At 66.4% G+C, this 21486-nt stretch carries 16 protein-coding genes; 4 read left to right on the forward strand and 12 right to left on the reverse strand.

The features are described 5' to 3' along the window. Nucleotides 1-11: 11 nt before the first annotated feature. Complete coding sequence (gene argJ, locus G404_RS0105970; protein WP_028640268.1) at nucleotides 12-1238, forward strand: bifunctional glutamate N-acetyltransferase/amino-acid acetyltransferase ArgJ; 1227 nt, start codon at nucleotides 12-14, stop codon at nucleotides 1236-1238. Between the two features lie 20 nt (nucleotides 1239-1258). Further along, nucleotides 1259-2038 (forward strand): inositol monophosphatase family protein, encoded by a 780-nt coding sequence (locus G404_RS0105975; RefSeq protein WP_036520636.1) that lies wholly within the window; start codon nucleotides 1259-1261, stop codon nucleotides 2036-2038. A gap of 35 nt (nucleotides 2039-2073) precedes the next feature. Here G404_RS0105975 and trxA read toward each other — a convergent pair whose 3' ends face one another. From trxA to ahcY, 8 genes are all read right to left on the reverse strand, one after another. Continuing rightward, on the reverse strand, nucleotides 2074-2394 hold the full coding sequence (gene trxA, locus G404_RS0105980; protein ID WP_028640270.1) for a thioredoxin: 321 nt from the start codon (nucleotides 2392-2394) through the stop codon (nucleotides 2074-2076). Nucleotides 2395-2466: 72 nt separating this feature from the next. Continuing rightward, entirely contained in the window at nucleotides 2467-5946 is a 3480-nt protein-coding gene (addA, locus tag G404_RS0105985) for a double-strand break repair helicase AddA (protein WP_028640271.1), read from the reverse strand. Next, nucleotides 5943-8921 (reverse strand): double-strand break repair protein AddB, encoded by a 2979-nt coding sequence (gene addB, locus G404_RS0105990; RefSeq protein ID WP_028640272.1) that lies wholly within the window; start codon nucleotides 8919-8921, stop codon nucleotides 5943-5945. The genes addA and addB overlap by 4 nt, the downstream gene beginning before the upstream one ends. A 4-nt stretch (nucleotides 8922-8925) precedes the next feature. After that, nucleotides 8926-9678 (reverse strand): nucleotidyltransferase family protein, encoded by a 753-nt coding sequence (locus G404_RS0105995; protein WP_211230739.1) that lies wholly within the window; start codon nucleotides 9676-9678, stop codon nucleotides 8926-8928. Further along, on the reverse strand, nucleotides 9675-10691 hold the full coding sequence (locus G404_RS0106000) for an aminoglycoside phosphotransferase family protein (RefSeq protein WP_028640274.1): 1017 nt from the start codon (nucleotides 10689-10691) through the stop codon (nucleotides 9675-9677). The genes G404_RS0105995 and G404_RS0106000 overlap by 4 nt, the downstream gene beginning before the upstream one ends. Then, nucleotides 10682-11134 carry a tRNA (adenosine(37)-N6)-threonylcarbamoyltransferase complex ATPase subunit type 1 TsaE gene (gene tsaE / locus G404_RS0106005; protein ID WP_036520578.1) on the reverse strand — a complete coding sequence of 151 codons (453 nt, stop codon included), beginning with the start codon at nucleotides 11132-11134 and terminating at the stop codon, nucleotides 10682-10684. Before tsaE ends, G404_RS0106000 begins: the two co-directional genes overlap by 10 nt. Then, nucleotides 11131-13488, reverse strand: a complete 2358-nt coding sequence (locus G404_RS0106010; RefSeq protein WP_028640276.1) for a sensor histidine kinase — start codon at nucleotides 13486-13488, stop codon at nucleotides 11131-11133. The genes tsaE and G404_RS0106010 overlap by 4 nt, the downstream gene beginning before the upstream one ends. Nucleotides 13489-13579: 91 nt before the next feature. Continuing rightward, nucleotides 13580-15025, reverse strand: a complete 1446-nt coding sequence (gene ahcY / locus G404_RS0106015) for an adenosylhomocysteinase (RefSeq protein WP_169719691.1) — start codon at nucleotides 15023-15025, stop codon at nucleotides 13580-13582. 205 nt (nucleotides 15026-15230) lie between these two features. On the opposite strand from ahcY, the gene G404_RS0106020 reads away from it, so the two are divergent. Further along, nucleotides 15231-15710 carry a peroxiredoxin gene (locus G404_RS0106020; protein WP_028640278.1) on the forward strand — a complete coding sequence of 160 codons (480 nt, stop codon included), beginning with the start codon at nucleotides 15231-15233 and terminating at the stop codon, nucleotides 15708-15710. 113 nt (nucleotides 15711-15823) lie between these two features. Here the strand turns inward: G404_RS0106020 and folE are convergent, their stop codons facing one another. Continuing rightward, nucleotides 15824-16444, reverse strand: coding sequence for a GTP cyclohydrolase I FolE (gene folE, locus G404_RS0106025; RefSeq protein ID WP_028640279.1), 621 nt, complete (start codon nucleotides 16442-16444; stop codon nucleotides 15824-15826). Nucleotides 16445-16574: 130 nt separating this feature from the next. Then, nucleotides 16575-16886: a hypothetical protein gene (locus G404_RS0106030; protein ID WP_028640280.1), complete on the reverse strand. Its 312-nt coding sequence runs from the start codon at nucleotides 16884-16886 to the stop codon at nucleotides 16575-16577. Nucleotides 16887-17238: 352 nt separating this feature from the next. On the opposite strand from G404_RS0106030, the gene G404_RS0106035 reads away from it, so the two are divergent. Beyond that, the gene (locus G404_RS0106035) at nucleotides 17239-17427 is read left to right on the forward strand and encodes a hypothetical protein (protein WP_028640281.1); all 189 of its coding nucleotides are present in this window, start codon (nucleotides 17239-17241) and stop codon (nucleotides 17425-17427) included. 6 nt (nucleotides 17428-17433) lie between these two features. Here the strand turns inward: G404_RS0106035 and G404_RS0106040 are convergent, their stop codons facing one another. Beyond that, on the reverse strand, nucleotides 17434-20514 hold the full coding sequence (locus tag G404_RS0106040; protein WP_028640282.1) for an efflux RND transporter permease subunit: 3081 nt from the start codon (nucleotides 20512-20514) through the stop codon (nucleotides 17434-17436). Nucleotides 20515-20518: 4 nt separating this feature from the next. Beyond that, nucleotides 20519-21472 (reverse strand): efflux RND transporter periplasmic adaptor subunit, encoded by a 954-nt coding sequence (locus G404_RS0106045; protein WP_245584414.1) that lies wholly within the window; start codon nucleotides 21470-21472, stop codon nucleotides 20519-20521. Nucleotides 21473-21486: the final 14 nt, after the last annotated feature.

Here is a 21486-nt window from a genome sequence, read left to right on the forward strand (position 1 = left end):
AGGGACGCGCGATGTCCGACACCGTCTCTCCGCTCGCCCTGCCCTTTCCCGATATGCCGCCGATTGCCGGCGTGCACCTGCACACCGTGCGCGCGGGGTACAAGGATTGGGGACGCACCGATCTGACCTTTGTCGAACTTGATCACGGCACGTCGGTCGCAGGCGTGTTCACGCGCAATCTGTGCTGTTCGTCAGAGGTGGAACTGGGGCGGCGCAACGTGGCGCAAGGGCACGCCCGCGCGCTGGTGGTCAATGCCGGCAATTCCAACGCGTTTACCGGGTATCGCGGGCGCGAGGCGGTCGAGGCGATCATGGACCAGGTGGCCGCTCATCTGGCCTGTCCGTGCGAACAGGTGTTCGTATCGTCCACCGGGGTGATCGGCGTGCCCTTGCCCAAGGACAAGGCCCGCGCCGGGATCGAGGCCGCGCTGACCGCCCCCACGGCGACCTGGGAACAGGCGGCACGCACGATCGGCACCACCGATACCTTTGCCAAGGGCGCTGCCGCCACCGCGATTGTCGGCGGCACCACGGTAACGTTGTCGGCCATCATCAAGGGTTCGGGGATGATCGCGCCCGACATGGCGACCATGCTGGGCTATGTCTTTACCGATGCCGATGTCAGCCCGGCGTTCCTGCAATCGGCGTTGTCCGCGGCCAACGCGCGCACCTTTTCGTGCATCACCGTCGACAGCGACACGTCGACCAGCGACACCGTGCTGGCCTTTGCGACGGGCAAGGCCGGCAATCCGCGCATCGAAAACGCAGAGTCTGCGGGCGCCGACGCCTTTGCCGCAGCCCTGCATGCGGTGTGCCGCCAATTGGCGCATCTGGTGGTGCGCGATGGCGAAGGCGCGCAGAAATTCATCGCCGTACAGGTTTCGGGTGCGGTCGATGATGCCAGCGCGCGGCGTATCGGGCTGGCCATCGCCAATTCGCCGTTGGTAAAGACCGCGATCGCGGGCGAAGATGCCAATTGGGGCCGCGTGGTCATGGCCGTGGGCAAAGCCGGCGAACCCGCCGACCGCGATCGGCTGTCGATCGGCTTTGGCGGCACCTGGGCCGCGCGCGAGGGCCAGCCGCTGGCCGATTATGACGAGGCGCCGGTGGCCGCCCATCTCAAGGGGCGCGAAATTTCGATCGAGGTCGATATCGGACTGGGCCAGGGCCGCGCCACGGTGTGGACCTGCGATCTGACGCACGGTTATATTGCCATCAACGCCGATTACCGGTCGTGATCCGCGCATTCGACGCCGCCATGCGCACCATCCTGACCCGGGTGGCGCAAACCGCAATCCTGCCCCGATACCAGCACCTGACCGCCAGCGAAGTTGCTGCCAAGGCGGTGGACGACATGGTCACCGTGGCCGACACCGATGCCGAAGCGCTGTTGAGCGACGCGCTGTTCCGCCTGCTGCCAGAGGCGGCGATTGTCGGCGAAGAGGCGGCGCACGCCGATCCGGCCGTGCTCGACCGGCTGGGCGACAGCTTGTGCTGGATCATCGATCCGATCGACGGCACCAACAATTTTGCCGCGGGCCGGCCACCGTTTGGCATCCTGATCGCGCTGGCCGAACACGGCGAAACGGTGGGCGGGTGGATCTATGATGTTCTGACCGGACGCCTGTGCAGCGCGCACCGCGGCCAGGGCGCCTGGGTCAACGGCGAACAGGTGCATGCCATGCCCACAGGCGCGACGCCGCCGGTTGCCGCGATTTCGCTGGTGTTTCTCGATCCCGAACGCCGGGCGGCGATGAAGGGCCATGTCGCGCCGCATTACACGGTGGTCGATATCCCGCGCTGTGCGGCGGAGCAGTATCCGCGCATCGTGCTGGGGGTGAACGATGTGTCGATCTTTGAACGCACCTATGCCTGGGACCATGCCGCAGGCGTGCTGTTCGTCAACGAAGCCGGCGGCCGTGCCGCGCGCCCCGATGGCAGTGCGTACCGCGTCGAGCGCCATCTGGACCAGGGCCTGATCGCCGCATCAAGCCCGGCGCTGTTCGATGAAATGGCGCAGCGACTGGCCATGCTGTAACCCCTCCCCCACGGGGGGGGGAGGGTTACAGGCGGTTACAGTACGCTTTCCAGCCAGCCCTTGAGCTGGCTCTTGGGCGCTGCGCCCAGCTTTTGCGCAACCGGCTTGCCGTCCTTGAACAGCACCAGCAGCGGGATCGACTGCACTCCGATGTCGCCGGGAACTTTGGTGTTTTCCATGATATCGATTTTCACGATCGATACCTGGTCGGCCAGTTCGTCAGAGATTTCTTCCAGCGCGGGCGCAATCATCTTGCACGGGCCGCACCAGTCTGCCCAGAAATCGACCAGCACGGGCTTGTCCGAGGCGAGAACGTCTTCGGCAAAGCTGGCATCGGTAACGGCTTTGGTGGGCATGGTCTGAACCTTTTCGTCGTAAGAAGTGGGACACAATCTAGGGTCGCGCGCGCCGCATGCAACCGATGCGGGTCAAAAGGTTTCCTCTGGTGGCAAAAGGCCCAGCTTTTGCGCGGCGATCAGGTCATCGGGCAGGACAAACAGACGCGGCGCGGTGGTATAAAGCAGCGCCGCTTCGATCCGCCGACCGGGATGGATGACCTGCAGCGCTGCAACATAGGCTGCCATCTGCCGCAAATATGCAGGCGCGATCGCTTCGATCCGTTCGGGCGGGCGGCGGTCGGTCTTGAAATCGACAATCCGTATCGCATCGGGTGTGATCAGCAGGCGGTCGATCGTGCCATTGACCATGCGCGTGCCGACCAGTGCTGCGATCGGCACTTCGGCCAGCGACCCGGGGCCGAACACCGTGGCCCAGTCGGGATGAGCCATCACTGCCAGCGCCGATTGCATCAGCGCGTCACGTTCGTCGGGCGGCAGATCACCCGCCATCCGCGCCAGCCAATGGCTTGCCGCATCGCTGCGCGCATCCGGCGCAACATCGGGCAGGCGTTCGAGCAGGCGATGCAGCACGGTGCCGCGCCGCGCGGCTTCGCGCGCGCCGGGTCCGGGCCGTGTCGGGGCGGCAGGGGCCGCGTCTTCACCCAATGCACTGGGCGCAAGCGGGCGCAGCGGGCGTGGTTCCGGACCGACCGGCTGATGCAGATCATCGGGCACGGTGATCGCCGGTGCTGGCGCGGTGACGGGATCGGCGGGTGGCACCGGCGCGGGTTCGCCCATTTGCTGGCGCCGCGACCAGATGAAATCATGGTCGTCGGCGTCAACCGGCATCACTTGGGACAAGGCACCATACCAGCTTTCGCCAGGCACAATGCCCTTGTCGAGCGACCCCAGCGCGCCGGTGATATACAGCCCTTCTTCGGCGCGGGTCATCGCCACATACAGCAGCCGCCAATGCTCTGCGCGCTCTGCGTCCTTGATCGCCTGTTCGGCTTCGCGCACGCGCTCGGGCTTTTCCTCTTTGCGCAACGGGGGCAGCGGCACCATGCGCCCGCCACCATCGTCAAGCGCGATGGCAGAAGGCATGCCGCGATCCGGATCGGCGGTGGCGTCGGCCAGAATGACAATCGGCGCCTGCAGGCCTTTTGACCCGTGCACCGTCATCACCCGCACCAGATTGCTTTGCCCGCCCGCCTCGCGCTTTACATCGCCATCGCCACCGGCAAACCAGTGCAGAAATCCGGCGAGCCCCGGCACGTGGCTGGCGGCGTGCGCCATTGCGGCGTTGACCAGTTCGTCAATCGGATCGCCTGCTTCTTCGCCCAGGCGCGCCAGCAGCGCCTTGCGCCCCTGCCACGGCCCGACCAGGATCCAGCCAAGCAAAGCCGCAGGCGATACGAAATCGGCGCGTGACAGCAGATCGCGCAACATCACCAGCGTGCGGTGTGTCGCAGGCGCCTCGGTTTCGCGCAAGTGATCCCACAGCCGAACCCCGGCCGGGCGATAGCCATGCGCCAGCAGATCCTCCTGGGTCCAGCCGAGCAATGGCGACACCAGCAGATTGGCCAGATTGAGATCATCGCCCGGCTGCACGCAGAATTGCAGCGCCGCGATCAGGTCCTTGACCGCCAGCGGCGCGCCCAGCCGCAGCCGGTCGACGCCTGCCACCGGTACGCCTTCGGCGTGCAGCCGCGCGACGATCAGCGCCGCCAGCGCCCCGCGTTTGCGCACCAGGACCATGACATCCCCGGGCGTCGCGCGGCGCGGTGCCCCTTTGGCCAGGCCATATCCGCGATCGAGCCACAGCTTGACCTGGCGCGCGATCCGCCCGGCCAGTTCGCGATCGGGCTTGGAAAGCCAGCTGTCCTCGCCCCCCGGATCGGGCAGATCATCGGCATCGGCGTCGACCGCCAGGCCCACCGGTTGCCACAGACAGACGACACCGGGAATGGCGTGGCCACGGTGCGGCTCGGGCGGGCTTGGCAGGCCAAAGCGGTCGGGGCCGATGGCCGCAATGGCCGCATCGACAAAACTCAGGATCGGTTGCGCGCTGCGAAACGACCGGCCCAGCCCCAGATCGACCAGATCGTGCGCGGGATCATCGGCGGCCTGCGCCAGATCGCGCAATTCGCGCGCCACGCGCTGTTTGGCGGCCTCGAAATTTTCCGGGCTGGTGCCCTGAAAGCCGAAAATCGCCTGCTTGTAATCACCCACCACAAACAGCGTGCGCGCGCGCGCGTCATCGTCGGCCTGGCCCTGCCCCGATCGGAAATCGCCGGTCACCCCGTCAAGCACGATATCCCATTGCCGGGCATTGGTGTCCTGCGCCTCGTCCACCAGCACGTGATCGAACCGGCGATCGAGCTTGAAGCGGATCCAGTCGGCGGGCGCGCGCTCGGTCAACAGCGCGGCCGCGGCGCGGATCTGGTCGTCGAAATCGATGAACCCCTCGCGCGTCTTGGCCTCGTCCCAGGCCAGCGCAAAACGCCGCCCGATGTTGAGCGCAGGCTCGGCCAGGTCGACCAGCGCCAGCGCGCGGGCCAGTTCGTCTGTCGCATGCAGCGCCTCGCTCACCAGGCCGGCATGACCGGTATAGGACGGGTCGAATTTTTCCAGATTCTTGCGGTACTTGGCTTCGCCCTCGGCGTTGAACAGCGCCTTGGTCAGCGTTGCCGCGGTGGCCGCGCGATCTTCGGGGCTGGCGGCCAGCCATGCTGCAATCGTGCCGATCATGCCATCGGCGCTCTTGGTGCCCCATGCGCGCAGTGCATCGAGACAACGGCTTAGCGCCACCACCGGAAACCGCGCATCGGCAAAACTGTTCGCCAGCAGCGCGGGCCCGGCGTCGGCAGGCAGACCGACCAGCCGGTTGATCCGAGGGCGCAGCGGCGAGGCCCAGGCACCGGGCCCGATCCACAATTCGCTGGCCGCAGCGCAGCGCAGCAGAAACCGCGTCAGGTCGCCCTCACCCATGCGCAGGCTGAGCGCGGCGAGCGCATCGACGAACGCGGTGTCGCCGCTGTCTTCGGCGCGCACCAGCAGATCGACCAGCACTTCGCGCACCAGCAGATCCCGGTCGCGGTCTTCCATGGCGCGCGATCCGGGGCGCAGGCCTGCCTCTTCGGGAAAGGCCGACAGCAACCATTGGGCAAAGGCGTGGATCGTGCCGATGCGCAGACCCCCGCCGGGACAATCGAGCACCGCGGCAAACCGGCTGCGCGCCCGCGCCAGCGTGACCGGATCAAACCGCGCACCGATCGCGTGGAGATGCGTGGCCAGCACGGTTTCCTCCATCCGCACCCAGTCGGCCAGCTTTTCGCCGATGCGCGTTGCCATTTCGGCCGCACCTGCCTTGGTAAAGGTCAGGCACAGGATCTGATCGGGCTCGACGCCGGGTTCGAGCAGCAGGCGCAGCACGCGCGATGTCAGCACCTGGGTCTTGCCGGTTCCGGCCGACGCCGACAGCCATACCGTGCGATCGGGCGCCACCGCGGACATCTGGTTGCCTTCAAGCCGGTGGACTTGCTGGGCCAAAGTCTTTGCCCCGCTCATGCCGGACCTCCGCGACCCAGCCATTCATCAAGCCGCATCAACTGATCATAATCGGAATAGCCCGCCAGATCGGGATTGAGCCGCGCGGTGAACGGTTCGCTGCCCAAAATCCACCGGTCAAGCGCGTCATGCAGATAGGCGCGCGTGATAGCCAGGAATTCGTCGCGCGGGACCCCGCTGCGCTTGCGCCCCTCAAGGATCGGTTCGTCGCGCCAGCCAAAGCAATCGCCCTTGCGCGACAGCGACCAGTATTCGAACGTGCGCGGCGTTCCCGATACCCCGGCAATGCCGCCGTCTGCCGCGATCAGCCCGATCAGCCCAAGCTGCAGCGCAAAGCCGTCGGCCACCATCCTGCCGCTTGGCGGCTTGCCGGTCTTGTAATCGACAATCGCCAGCGTGCCATCGGGCAGGCGGTCGATGCGGTCGGCCCGCGCCTTGATCCTGACCCCGCGCACGGTGGTATCGCCCCACTGTTCAAAGGCCACCACCCGGCGCCCGGTGGCAAGCAAGCTGTGCTGTTCGGTTTCGATCCAGTGCAAGGCTTCGATCAGGCACGGTTGCCACAGCGCGCGCATCAGCGGGTGCGCGCTCATCGCATGCAAGGCGCGCTGCGCAATCGGCACCAGTTCGCCTGCAGGAGCCCCCGCCTTGTGCCATTCTTCAAGGATCGCGTGGACCGCCGTACCGCGCCACGCCGGGCTTGGATCGGCATCGAGCGGATCGAGCGAGGGCAGGCGCAGGATCGCGCTGGCATAGAACTGATAGGGATCACCGCGCAGCCGGTCGAGCGCGGTGGCGGCGATATCGACCCGGCGCTGTTCGGCACTGGGCATCGGTTTCGGCTGCGGACTGGACGGCACCCGATCGGCATGATCAAGCGCGCCCGCCCAGGCCACCGCATCGTTTTCCAGCCGTGTAAGATCGCCCAGCATGGCCCGGATGCGCAGCAGAAAGCGCGAAGGCACCGTCGGCCCTGCGGTGTCGCGCGCGGCATGGCTAAGCACCACTTCGGGTGCGCCAAGCGCTGCTGCAAAGTCATGCGCAGACAGGCCGATGCGGAAATCGGCGCCGGGAATACCCAGCGCGCGCAGCACCGCAGGCGCCAGCACCGGGTCTGATGACGGCGCCGCGGGCCAGGTGCCCTCGACCAGGCCGCCGCAGATCACCAGATCGGCCCGGCTCATCCGCGCCTCGAGCAGACCATAGATGGCAAGCCGGGGATGCCCGCCATAGGGCGGGCGCACCGCCACCTGATCCAGCGCATCGCGCAACAATGCCGGCACTTGCGCCGGGTCCACGGCTGACCCTGCCAGCGCCGCATCGCCCGCTGCAGCGCTCCAGTCTTCAACCCATTGGGCCAGCGCGCGCCCGTCGGCCTCGGCCCACAGCCCCTCGCCACACAGCGCCTCGGCCACGGCAACCAGTTTCGCCAGCACCTCGGCCAGCGGCAACGCCGCATCGCTGTCCAGCAGCGGCGCCAGGATCTGCGCGACATCGTCCCACCAGGCGATCAAGGCCCGATCGGGCCGTCTGGCGGTGACCAGCCGGTCGCGCAAGGCCGACGCCCCCGGGCCCGGTCTCGGTCCGCGCAGCACCAGATCAAGCTGCCGCACCCGGTCGAGCCAGGCAGGTCGCGCCTCTCCCGCGCGGACCAACGGATGGCCCAGCAGCGCGACCAGCGGGACCGGCGCCGCACGTTCGGCCCATACTTCGGCAAGCAGCAGCAGCAATCGGCCCGCCGCGGTCTGCGGCAGCGGCCGCCCGGCGCTGTCATCGGCCGCAATATTCCAGCGTTGCAGATGCGCGATCACGCGTTCGGCCAGGCCGCGATCGGGGGTGATCACCGCAACGCGACGCTCGGGCACGGCAAGCGCCCGGCGCACCAACACGGCAATCGCCAGCGCCTCTTCGCCCGGATTGGCGCTTTCCATCAGGCGCACGCCGGCCAGGCTGCGCTCTTCGGCCGGCAGAGTCGCCCACACGGTGCTTGCCACCGGCGGCAGGAACAAATTCGAAATCGCGCGGCTGCGTGCGGGCGGTGCAGCGGCGGGCCCGGCCCGGTGCCAGGCCATGACTTCACCGCGCGCGATGCCCATGCGATTGAGCAGCAGCTTGAGATGATATTGCGGGTGGGTCACGATATCGCCCCGGCCAAACACCGCGCCATCGGCATCGGGCGCGCCCGCCTGGCCCAGCGCATCCCACACCGCATCGTCGAGCGTCAGATCGAGATCGGGCAGCACCACCGCGCCGCCGGGCAATTGCGAAACCACACGCAACAGTTGCGCCACCGCCGGTGCCGCCGATGTGACGCCCGCTGCGACCACCGGGTGCACAGGCGGCACCATGGTCCAGCGAGCGGCCACCCCGCGCAACAACAGGTTGCGCCGTTCGGGTGCGTCGCAGGCGTCGCGCGCCGCCAGTTCGGCACGCCAGCGCAACAGCACCCGCGCAAACAGCCGGGTGCTGGCAATCCAGTGCTGCGCCAGATCGCCGACCAGACCGATCACCGCAGGGTCCAGCAGCCGGTCAGGCGTGATATCCTCGATCAGCAGACGATCGATCGTTTCGCCCACCCCGCGCGCCAGCCGCAGCAATGCCGCCTCGCCCGGCACGCTGGTGCCGCTTTCCAGCGCGAGTTCCTCGCGCAGCAGCCGGGCCAGCACGAGCAGCCGTACCACCGGATCGATCGCGGCAGGAACCTCCTGCGCCAGAGGATCGAACAGCGTGCCCAGCGTCTCGTCCAGATCAAGATCGCCCACCACCACCATGCGCGGCAGCATCAGCGCCCCGCCGCTGGCGCGCACGAACGCTTCGGTTACGGTGCGCACCGCGCGCTGGCTGGGCAGCAACAGCGTCAGGCGGGCCAGCCCGAAATCATCCTCGCGATATCGCGGGATCAATCCCGCCACCAGCGCATCGGCAAAGCCGCGGTGGGCGGCGATACCATAGATCTGGGGGTGCGCGGGGGCCACGCGGTCAGGAACCGGTCAGCGCGGCTTCGGTCGGGGCGATCATCGCGGGGCTGCCCACTTCGAACCACAGCCCGGTGTGCGACAGGCCGAACAGGCGCCCTTCGTCGATCGCCCGGTCCCACAGCACGCCGGTCGAAAACGCGCCCTCGGGCGCGTCGCGCAGCAGGCGCTGCGACACGATCTGGATGCCGGTATAGATAAACGGTGCCACCCGGCCGGGCTTGCGCCGCGACAGCTGACCCATCGGATCGAGATGAAAATCGCCCAGTCCGGCAAAATTGTTCGCCTGCGCATGACTGACCACCAGCAGCAACGCGTCCATGCGGTCCTCGTCCCAGGCTTCGCTCAGCGCGGCAAAGGCATTGCGCGGGCCATCCAGCCAGATCGCATCGGTGTTGAGGCAAAAGAACGTTTCGGCAGCGATCAGCGGCGCGGCGCGCACCAGCGCGCCGCCGGTTTCGAGCAGCATGTCGGTTTCGTCCGAAATCGAAATCTGCGGCGACTTGCGCCCGGACAGATGCGCCACCAGCTGGTCGGGCAGATAATGCACATTGACCACCGCGCGCGCCACACCCGCCTCGACCAGTTTGTCGAGGCCATAGTCGATCAGCGGCTTGCCCGCGACACGCACCAGCGGCTTGGGCCGGGTTGCGGTCAGTGGGCGCATGCGCTTGCCGATCCCGGCCGCCAGCAGCATCGCCACATCGCTGACCAGACGCCCGCCGTTCAACGGCTGATTGCGGAATTCTGCACTCATGCCGCAAAAGTCCCACCCAGGACCCCGGCCGGATCGCGCAAATCGTCGGGAATGTTGGCGGCAAACCATGCCGCCACCGGTGCCAGCGCAGGATGCGCCAGATCGCGCTCTAGCTGCGCCCATACCCGCGGGATCAGATCGAGGTAGCGCGGTTTGCCATCGCGTTTCCACAGCCGCACGAAAATGCCCACGATCTTGGCGTTGCGTTGCGCGCCCAGCCGCGCATAGTCGGCCAGGAAGGTATCGACATCGAACGCTCCGCCCGCAGCGGCCGACGCACCCCGGCAATAATGATCGAACATCGCCGCTTCGATTTCGGGCGACACATCGCGCCGCGCATCCTGCAGCAACGACACCAGGTCATAGGCCGGATGGCCCACCAGCGCGTCCTGGAAATCAAGCAGCCCTTGCGCCTCCAGCCCTTCGAGCAGCATGATGTTTTCGGCATGGTAATCGCGCAGCACCGTCACGCCGGGACGCTGGCGCGGCAACAACGGGGCCAGCGCCTCTTCCCAGGCGGCGGTCCAGCCCTGCACATCGACATACAGACCGCGCGCCGGGCAATACCATTCGGTGAACAGCCGCACTTCGCGCAGATATTCGGACAACGAATAATCGGTGAACGGCCCCGGTGGCAGGCGGTGCAGCGCCAGCAGCGTATCGATCGCGGCGCGATAGACCGCGGCTTCGTCATCGGGCCAGGCCTCGACATATTCGCGCACGCGCACATCGCCGAAATCTTCCAGCAGGACAAACCCGGCTTCGGCCTGGTCGGCATGGATCACCGGCGCGCGCAAGCCATTGGCATCAAGCCAGCGCGCCGCGCGCAAAAACGGTTCGGGATTTTCGCGCGGCGGCGGCGCATGCATCAGCATTGCCGGCCTGCCGTCTGCCTGGCGCACGCGGAAATAACGGCGAAACGAGGCGTCGCCCGGCAAAGGTTCGATTGCGGCATCGGCCCACCCGGCCTTGTGCAGAAAGCCGGTGGCGCCTTCGGGAATGATCACGTCCATGACAAGCGCTCTATCCAATCCGGCCCCGGCTCGACAATGGCCCGCCGGGTGTTATCCCGCGTTTCCATGCGGATCGTCAGGCAAGCCGGCTCGTGGCCAAATCCGCCGGCGTGGTCGGGCCATTCCGCCAGCAAGGCGGCGCCCTGGCGATAATCGTCAAGCCCGATCTCGCCGGCTTCGGCCGGGGCGTTCAGACGATAGAAATCGGCGTGGACCACGGGCAGCCGCACCGCCGGAGGATCATAGACCTCGATGATCGAAAAGGTCGGCGACGGTACCTCGCCATGATGCCCCAGCGCCGCCAGCACCGCGCGCGCCAGCGTCGTCTTGCCCGCACCCAGTCCGCCATAAAGCGCCACCACGTCGCCGGGCCGCAAGGCATCGGCAATCCGCAACGCCAGCCCGCCGGTTGCCGCCAGATCGGGCAGATCGATCGTGATCATGGCAGCAGGACCACCGCGGTGGTGCCCTGCCCCGGTTCTGACGACAATTCGACTGTGCCACCATGCGCGGCGATCAATTGCCGCACCAGCGGCAGCCCCAGGCCGCCGCGGCGTTCAACCCCGTTGCCATCGGGCGCCACGGTCAGGCCTTCAAGCGCGCGCGCCAGTTGTGCCGGTTCCATCCCGCGTCCGTTGTCCGACACCACCACCTGCACCTTGCGATCGATGCGGCGCGCGCAATCGACCAGAATGCGCCCGCCCGGCGGGGTTGCGGCAATGGCATTGTCGACCAGATGACCGAACGCGCGCGCCAGCCGCCGCGCATCGCCGTTTACCGTGCCAATCGCATCGCTGCCTCGCAGATCGAGCGACAAACGTCCCTCGGTCAGGCGCTCGGCGCGTTCCTGCACCACGTCGGTCAGCATGGCAAAGATCGCGATCGCATCGCGCGCCACCGGCAATGTGCCCGCCTCGCCCTGCGACAGGTCGAGCACGGTTTCAATCTGTTCGCTAAGCCGCGTAACCGAGGTCAGGATCGCGGCAACATATTCGCGCGCCTGATCGGGCAGATCGCCCGCCAATCCACCCTCCAGCATTTCGGCAAAACCGCGGATCGAGGTCAGCGGGGTGCGGAATTCATAACTCATGTTGGCAATAAACCGCGTCTTGACGGCATCCGCCTCGACCAGCGCGGCGTTGCGTTCGCGCAACATCGTTTCGGCCTTTTGCGAATCGGTGATGTCGAGCACGGTCAGCAGGCCGTTGCCATCGGGCAAAGGCACCCCGGCAAAGGCCAGATGGCGGCCGTCGGCCAGCGCCAGCCGCCCGGTATGTTGACGCCGTTCAAGCGTTGCGGCTTCGATCACCTGGGAAATCGTGGCCACTTGCGAAGGGCGCCGCAGCTTTGCGGCGATCTGGGTCAGGATCAGATCGGCGCGCGGATGCGTTGCCAGCATGTCCTCGTCCAGCCCCCAGTCGGCGGCGAACCGCCGGTTCCACAGCTGCAACTTGCTGTCGGGGCCGAACACCGCCAGCGATTCGAACAGGTTGTCAAACGTTGCGGTGCGCGTGCGCAGCAGCGTATCGCGCGTGGCCGACAGTTGCAGCTGTTCGGTGCGGTCTTCGAAAATCATCAGCAACCCGCCATCGGGCATCGGCTGCGCGACCACGCGCAAGTGCGTGCCGTCGGACAGATGCCAGGGTTCCTCGCGCGCTTCGCGGCTCAGAAACCAGCCCTGGCGTTCGCGCCGCCATTCGGGAAAATCGCGCACTTCGGGCAGTCGTCCACCATCGCGCATGCGATCAAGCACCCGGTCAAAGGCCGGCGCATCGGCAACCCAGGCGGCCGGCAGGGCAAACAGTCGCAGGAACGGATGGTTGACGAACACAAGATTGCCGCGATCGTCGAATTGCGCGATTGCGGCCGACATCGTGTCGAGCATCTGGCGCTGGGCCGCTCGAAACCGGCGGAATTGCCGGGTCAGCTCTTCCATTTCCTCGATGTCGACGGCGTAGCCGGCCACGCCATCATCGCCCAGCGGCAGATCGATCACGCGCAGGGCCCGGCGTTGGCCGCCGATCGTGGCCGAAACGACGCGTTCGATCGGAAAACCGCGCGATTGCGCGCTGCGCGCCACATCGCGCGGGGCAACCCCGTCGGCGCTTTCAACCAGTTCCGCGCCCGCCGCCACGACATCGGCGCCGCTGCGCCCCCCCACCGCGCGCACATAGGCCGAATTGACCAGCCGCAGGGCAAGATCGGGGCCGCGAAACCACATCGGCAGCGGCGCCGCCTCGATCAGCCCCGACAGTCCGGCAAAATCGGCGCGCGCGCCTGCGGTTTCGGCGCGCAAGGCGCGCAATTCCGCTTCGCTCTCGGAAAAATCGAAAAACCACACCAGCGCCGCGCCCGCCGGCGAAATCTGCGGATCGGCCAGATGGCCCCTTACCCCCAGGGTGCGGTCGGTGCCGTGCGGCGTAAGCGACAGCGTAAAGGGTGCTGCGGTCTTTTGCGTGCGGCGCACCGCATCGTTGAGCAGCGACAACTGGTATTCGTCAAACCCGCCGGTCGAACCGGTGTGACCGGCATCAAGTTCGGACAGATAGCCGGGCATCGCGGCAAATCCGAACCATCCGGCCAGCCGCGCCGGCCCTTCGATGCGTCCATCGGCGCGCACCACCATCGGCAGCGCGGGTGAATCCTCGACCATCCGGCCCAGCCGCCGCGCCTGGCGCATCGCGGTTTCGGCCCGACGCTGCTGTGCCCGTGCCGACAGCACAGCCCACGCCGCCGCAATTGTCCATGCGGCAAGCAGCAGTCCGATAACGGCCAGGGTGGCTTGGTTCAGCACCATGCCGACTTGGCTAGGGGTGAAGTCTGCGAATTACAATGCCGACAACCCGCGTACCCGCCGGAATTCGGCGGATACGCAAGCGCGCTGTCGATCAATAGCGGTAATGGTCGGGCTTGAACGGGCCTTCGGACTTGACCCCGATATAGCTCGCCTGGCGCGGGGTCAGCGTGGTCAGCTTGACGCCCAGTTTTTCCAGATGCAGCGCCGCCACCTTTTCATCGAGATGCTTGGGCAGGACATAGACATCGTTCTGGTACTGGTCGTTGCGGGTGTAGAGTTCGATCTGCGCCAGCGTCTGGTTGGTAAAGCTGGCCGACATCACAAAGCTGGGGTGTCCGGTGGCGCAGCCCAGGTTCACCAGGCGGCCCTTGGCCAGAATGATGATCTGCTTGCCATCGGGAAATTCGACCAGATCGGTACCGGGCTTGACCTCTTTCCAGTTGTAGTTCGACAGCGCGGAAATCTGGATTTCGCTATCGAAATGCCCGATGTTGCACACGATGGCCATCGGCTTCATCGCCTTCATGTGGTCGGCGGTGATCACGTCTTCGTTGCCGGTGGCGGTGACGAAAATGTCGGCACGGCCAACCGCGTCTTCCATCGTGACGACTTCATAGCCTTCCATCGCGGCCTGCAGCGCACAGATCGGATCGATTTCGGTAACGATCACGCGCGCGCCGCCATTGCGCAGCGATGCGGCAGACCCCTTGCCGACATCGCCGAAGCCGGCGACGCAGGCAATCTTGCCTGCCAGCATCACGTCGGTGGCGCGGCGGATCGCATCGACCAGCGATTCCTTGCAGCCATATAGATTGTCGAATTTCGACTTGGTCACCGAATCGTTCACATTGATCGCCGGAAACGGCAGCTTGCCGTCTTTGGCGATGTGATACAGCCGGTGGACCCCGGTGGTGGTTTCCTCTGACACGCCCTTGATGTGCGCCACGCTCATTGTCAGATAGCCGGGCTTGGCCTTGACGAAGGCTTTCAATGCGCGCTGAAATTCGATTTCTTCGGCATTGGTGGGTTCGGGAAGCGTATCGCCGGCTTCGATCCGGGCGCCCCACAGCGCAAACATCGTGGCATCGCCGCCATCATCGAGGATAAGATTGGCGGTCTGGCCGTTGCCATCATCCCAATCAAAGATCCGGCCGACATAATCCCAGTATTCGGCCAGGCTTTCACCCTTGATCGCAAACACCGGAATGCCCGCAGCGGCTATCGCGGCAGCGGCGTGGTCCTGCGTCGAATAGATGTTGCAGGTCGCCCAGCGCACATCGGCGCCCAGCGCAACCAGCGTCTCGATCAGCACCGCGGTCTGGATCGTCATGTGCAGCGATCCGGTGATGCGCGCACCCTTGAGCGGCTGCGACGCGCCGAATTCGGCGCGCAAAGCCATCAGGCCCGGCATTTCGGTTTCGGCAATGGCGATTTCCGCGCGGCCAAATTCGGCAAGACCGATATCGGCAATCACATAGTCCGGCTGGCTCACAGGCGGCACTCCTTGGGCATGAAGGTTGGCAAATGACGGGTCCATCCGTCTCTTGCCGGCGCCTTAGACCGATCGGCGGATAATATAAAGATGTCTTTATATGCGTCGCGGGGCAAGACCGATGTGCGTAACAACGCCTGGCTGTGGTTGCGCTGTCACACAGGCCACCTATATCGGACACCCGACCCGTGACCCGCCGATACCGGCGGTTCACCCGAAGGCTTTTGCAAGACGAAAAGGACACTGCACGATGACAATCGCGGTTGGAGACACACTGCCCGATATCAAGCTGGTCAAGGCCACGGCCGACGGCATGGAACCGGTGCAGACCACCGGCTATTTCGCCGGCAAGAAGATCGTGCTGTTTTCGGTACCCGGGGCGTTTACCCCGACCTGTTCGGCCAAGCACCTGCCCGGCTTTGTCGAAAAGGCGGCCGAGCTGAAAGCAGCGGGCGTCGATGAAATCGCCTGCACCGCGGTCAACGATCCCTTCGTGATGAAGGCCTGGGGCGCCGCTGCAGGTTCGCCCGAAGTGACGATGCTGGCCGATGGCAACGGCGATCTGGCCAAGGCGCTCGATCTTGTCATGGATGGCACCGGTTTCGGCCTGGGCCTGCGCGGCCAGCGGTTTGCTGCGGTGATCAACGACGGCGTGGTCGAACAGCTGCACGTCGAAGCCCCAGGCGATTTCAAGGTCAGCTCGGCCGAATACGTCCTCGAACATCTTTGATGTGTGCGTTCACTGATGTGAACGCCCAAGTCCGCTCGTTCCGCCTGATCACCAATACCCTTGCGGGTCGGTGACCGGGCGGGGCGGCAGAGACCTGTGGTGACCGCGTCTGGTCAGTACCCCATCAGACTCAGCACTTCCTTGCGGCTGCGGTTGTCTTCCAGGAATACCCCGAGCAGCCGGCTGGTGATCATGCCAACACCCGGCGTGCGCACCCCGCGCCCGGTCATGCAGCCATGCTGCGCCTCGATCACCACGGCAACACCGTGCGGCTTCAGCGCATCCCAGATGCATTGCGCCACTTCGCTGGTCAGGCGTTCCTGAATCTGAAGCCGCCGCGAATAGGCATTGAGAACACGCGCCAGCTTGGAAATGCCGACCACCTTGTCGCGCGGCAGATAGGCAATCGAAGCCTTGCCCACGATCGGCGCCATGTGGTGTTCGCAATGCGACTGGAACGGGATGTCCTTCAGCAGGACCAGCTCGTGATAGCCGCCCACTTCCTCGAACTGCCGCGCCAGATGCACGGCAGGATCTTCGCCATAGCCCTGGCAATATTCCTTCCACGCCCGCGCCACGCGCTTGGGCGTATCGATCAGGCCTTCGCGCGTCGGGTCATCACCGGCCCAGCGGATCAGCGTGCGGATCGCATCCTGCACATGATCGGGCACGGGCAATTTGCCCAGACGTTCATCGTCGTCGTCGTCGATATCGTGATCGGCGGAAATGCTCATGGGGGCTACATTGTCCTTGCCCGCAAGGTGCTGCGGCATTTCGGCACACCTAGGGCCACAGCCGGCGGATCGCAATGGCCCGTCATCGCGCAGCGCGCCGAGCCAGGCGCTGCTGCGATCGCGCAATGCGCTATTTGGCGGGCAGGATCAGATCGTCGGGATGCGCAACATTGAGATCACGGTGCAGCAATTCACCCACCAGATCAGGATCGGCGTGGCGCGGATCAAGCCGTTCAACACGGTTGTGCAGCCGATCGCGCATCGCGGTCAGCCGCGCGATCTCGCGCTGGTTGCGTTCAAGCGTATGCGCATTTTCCGACCAGGCCAGCAACCCGCTGGGCCCGGCCAGCGCCAGCGCGCCCAGCACCAGCAACACGACCAGCGCCAGTGTCTGCGTCAGACTTTCGCGCGGAAGTCTCATGGCCTGCGGTTTGCGTTTCATCTTTCACACCGAATCACATCCACCACACGGTTTCAACCACGAAACCGCGCCTGCCCGGCACGTCGCGGCGCGCATGCGGCCAAACGTTCTGCAACGGCGATGAATGGTTGGCGTCGAGATGGATAGCACGGCGTTTACCATACGGCGGTACAGCGCACTGCCTCCCCAGGCCGTCACCATCGGACGTTTTCGCACGTAGTAACACTGATAACTTGGGCTTTTTCGAATCCGTTCGCCGGTCGTCCGGATTAATTCGTTTCGCCGCGGCCATCCCCTTTTCATGACGTTCATGATTGGCCTAGAAGCGACCCTGCGGGACAGGTGATCCCGCGACAACCGGAGGCGATCTGACGTGGCCGACAACACCGGCGGATGGTTTGGACGTATACGCTGCTATTTCGGCAAGCACGAACGTCTGCGCGAAAGCGTGCATCGCAAAGGGCTGTATTACGTCGGCCGCTGCGCCAATTGCGGTGTGCCGCTGCGCAAACGCTATGGCGCGGAATGGACCACCTACACGCCTGACAAGACCGACCGTTGAAGCGTCCTAAGACTGCTTGACGGCCGCGCGGCGCCAGCGCCAGATCAACGCCGGCAGGATCATCAGCACCAGCACCAGCGACGTCAGCAGCCCGCCCAGGATCACCAGCGCCATCGGCCCTTCGATCTCGCGCCCTGCCTGACCGCTTTCCGCCGCAATCGGCAACAGTGCAAACCCCGTTACCAGGGCGGTCAGCACGATCGGCGTAACCCGTTCGCGCGTGGCCCGCAGGATCGTTGCCATCGACCAGGCCGCGCCTTCCTCCTCCACCAGATGATCGACATGGCTGACCAGCAGGATCGCATTGCGCGCCGATATGCCGAACAGCGAAATGAACCCGACCAGCGCCCCCAGCGAAATCACGCCGCCTGTGCCCCAGACCGCCAGCATGCCGCCCAACAGCGCCAGCGGCAAACCGGCCAGGATCAGCAGCGCCGGGCGCAAGCCGCCAAATGCCACCACCAGCAGCGCGATCATCGCCACCCCGGCAATCCCGACATGCCAGGCGATATCGCGCCGGGCAGCCGCCGCACCTTCGGCAGCGCCCGCCCACGACAGGAATGTGCCCGCAGGCATCGTTACATCATGGCCGATGCGTGCCTTGGCCTTGGCCACGACACTGGCCACATCGACGCCGGGCGCGACATTGGCGGTGACCACCTGGCGGCGTTGGCCACCCTGGTGTTCGATGATCGCACGGGTATCGCCCAGCCCGATCGACGCAATATCGCGCAGACGCACCGCCGTGCCGCCCGCCCCGCGCACCAGCGTTTCGCCCAGCATTTCGGGATCCTGGCGCGATTGCGGGGGCAACGTGACTGCCACCGGCACACTGCGCGTGGGCAGCACCACCTGGCCTGCGTCCAGCCCGGCAAAGGCGGCGCGGATGGCATCGCCCGCATCGGTACGGTTAACCCCGTGCAGCACCATCCGAGCGGGGTCGAGCGTTACCCCCAGCATCGGATTGCCCGGTTCGGATTTCAACTGCACATCGGCGGTGCCGGGCGTGGCGCGCAAGGCTCCGGCCACTTGCGCGGCCACTTTGTCCAGCGCGTCAAGATCATTGCCCTGCACGCTGACGACAATGGCGGCGGTTTCGCCCGACAGGCTTTCGCCGATGCGATCGCCCAGAAACGTGGTCACTTCGCCGTGAATGCCGGGCGTCGCTGCCAGCGCCGCGCGAATCCCCGCCAGCGCGCTGTCTTCGCCACCCGCGCCGACATCTTTCAGCCGGATATGGAATTCGCCTTTGCCTGGGGGCCAGGTGTCCTCTCCCGCCTCGGCCCGGCCGATCTGTTCCTCGACCGTCAGCACTTCGGGCAGAGCCAGCAACCGGTGCGACAGCCGCGTTCCGGCATCGCGCATCCAGTCGAACGAGGCACCGGGCGGTCCCGAAATCCCGACCACATAATGCCGTTCGCGAAACGCCGGCATCAGTTCGCTGCCGAACAGCGGTGCCATCGCGACAACCACCAGCGCCAGCACACCGACCACGCCCAGCGCCAGACCCGGTCGCGCGCAGATCCGCGCCAGCAAACGGCCATGCCGGTCCTTGACCGCGTGCAGAAACGCCGGTTCATCGGCCGGCGCGCGGGCGTCGAGCAACAGCAGCGCCAGCGACGGCGTGACAGTCAGAGCGACCAGCAGCGAGGCCAGTGTCGCCAGCACAAACGCCACCCCCAGCGGCGCAAAGAACGCGCCCTGCAGCCCGCTCAGCGCGATCACCGGCAGCATTGTCAGCACCAGGACAAAGGTTGCATAGACCACCGGCGCGCGCACTTCGACCGAGGCCGCAGCGATGATCTCGCGCCGCAGCGCCCGGTCGGCCACCCCGCGCAGGCGCCGCACGATGTTTTCGATATCGACGATGGCATCGTCGATCACCACGCCCAGCGCAACCGCCAGGCCACCCAGTGTCATTGTGTTGATCGTTTGCCCCGCCTGATCGAGCACGATCAGCGTCGCGAGCAACGACAGCGGGATCGACACAAAGGCGATCAGCGTCACGCGCACGTCGCGCAGGAAAAACAGCAGGACCAACGCAATCATCGCCGCGCCGATGAGGAGATCCAGCGTCAGCCCGTGCAGCGCGGCATCGATGAAATTGGCCGGGCGGTGCAGCGCCGGATAGACCTGCACGCCCTGCGCGGCCAGCGCCGGGGCCAGTTCGCCAAGCGCCGCCTCGACCGCGCGCGTCGCATCAAGCGTGTTGGCGCCATACTGGCTGGACAGCGTCATCAGCACGCCGGGCCGCCCCATGATCAACGCGTCGCCCACGCGCGGGGCGCCGGCATCTGTCACTTTGGCCACATCGCCGATACGCACCGCGCCATCGGCGCCATTGCTGACCACGCCCGCGGCAATCGCGTCGGCATCGGCGGCACTGGCGCCGGGATCGATGACGATGCGCTGGTTGGGGGTATCGGCAAAGCCGCCGCCGGTTACCGCTACAGTGCGCGCGACCGCATCGCGCAATTCGGCCAGGCCCAGTCCCCGCGCATAAAGCTTGGCCGGGTCGGCCTGCACCTCGATCCGCCGGTCATCGCCACCAAACACATTGGCCCGCGCCACTCCGCGCGCCGCCAGCAGCCGCGGTTTGACCGTCCACTGCACCAGGTCGCGCAGTTGCAACGGCGTCAGCCGGTCCGACGTGAACCCGATCTTGAGCAGATCCATCGTCGAAGACACCAGCGCCGAAATGCGTGGCGGATCGATCCCGGCGGGCAGCGTCGGCGCAGCATCGGCCAACGCCTCGGCCACCTGTTGACGCGCGCGATAGGGATCGACGCCGGCCTTGAACGTCACGTCGATCACGGCCAGACCCTGGATCGATTGCGACCGCACCGTCTCGACCCCATTGGCTCCGTTGATGACCGCCTCGAGCGGGCGGGTGACCAGCATTTCCACCTGACGCGGCGACAGCCCGGGCGCTTCGGCCTGGACCGAGGCCTGTGGCGGCACGAATTCCGGAAACACGTCATAGGCGGCGCTGCGCAGCGTCATCACGCCGAACGCCAGCACCATCAGCGCGGCCACCAGCACCAGCCAGGGATAACGCAGCGCCCCGCGAACAATGACATTGAGCATGCGCCTAGTCGCCCCCGCCGCCGCCGCCGGCCGATCGTTCCAGCCCCAGCAGCGTGCCGGCGCCGGCCACGACCAGCCTGTCGCCCGGCTTCAACGCGCCACCCCGGGCCACGAACCAGCCATCGACGACCGGCGTTGCCCCGTCGATCGGCACGCGCTCGAAATTTTCCGGCCCCGTGGCGCGCCACACCTGCAAAGCGCCATCGGCGCGTACAATTGCTGAACGCGGCACGATCATGCCATCGCGTGCGCCACCACCGGCGCGATGCGCGCTCAGCACCCGGCCAACGCCTGCCAGTGCCGCCTCGGGCCCTTCGAGCAAGGCCAGGACGCCCGCGCTTTGCAACTGCGTGTCGCCCGCCACGGCAGGGCCCAGCACGCGCACAGTTGCTTCGGCTTTGCCCAGATCGATCGTGACGCTGGAACCGGCCGGCACGGCGCCATCGGGAAAATCGATACGCAGCACGGCCATGCGGCCCGCGGTCGCCTCTGCCGCCAGGCGTGCGACGGCGGCGCACCCCAGCTTGCCCAAGGCAGGCCCGAACTCCAACCCGACCCGCTGGCACGCCTGGGTCAGCTTGGCGCGGTCCTGCCCTTCCTGCGCGCGCGCCGCATCCAGATCGCGGCGCGACGCACCGGCATCGGCGGCCACCAAAGCCGTCAATCGCGCCAGTTCGCGCGATGAACCATCGTGTGCCGCAGTGGCCGCGGTGATGTCGGAGGCAATCGTGCCAAGCGGCGCCGGATCGAGCCCGCGGGCAAAGCCGTCCTGCATCACGGCGGCGTGGCGCGCGACAAGCGGCGCGATCTGCACGCCGGCCTGCTGCTGCACCTTGTCGTCCACATGCAGGCCGGGGCCCGCGTCGGCGGCCTCGGCCTTGGCAGGGGGATGATCGTCGGGGCCCGCCAAGGGTGCGACCAGACGCATGCCCAGTGCCCCAAGCACAAGCCCGGCCATTCCAAGTGCAGCCC

This window comes from Novosphingobium acidiphilum DSM 19966 (genome assembly GCF_000429005.1).
In the GTDB taxonomy this organism is placed as follows: domain Bacteria; phylum Pseudomonadota; class Alphaproteobacteria; order Sphingomonadales; family Sphingomonadaceae; genus Novosphingobium; species Novosphingobium acidiphilum.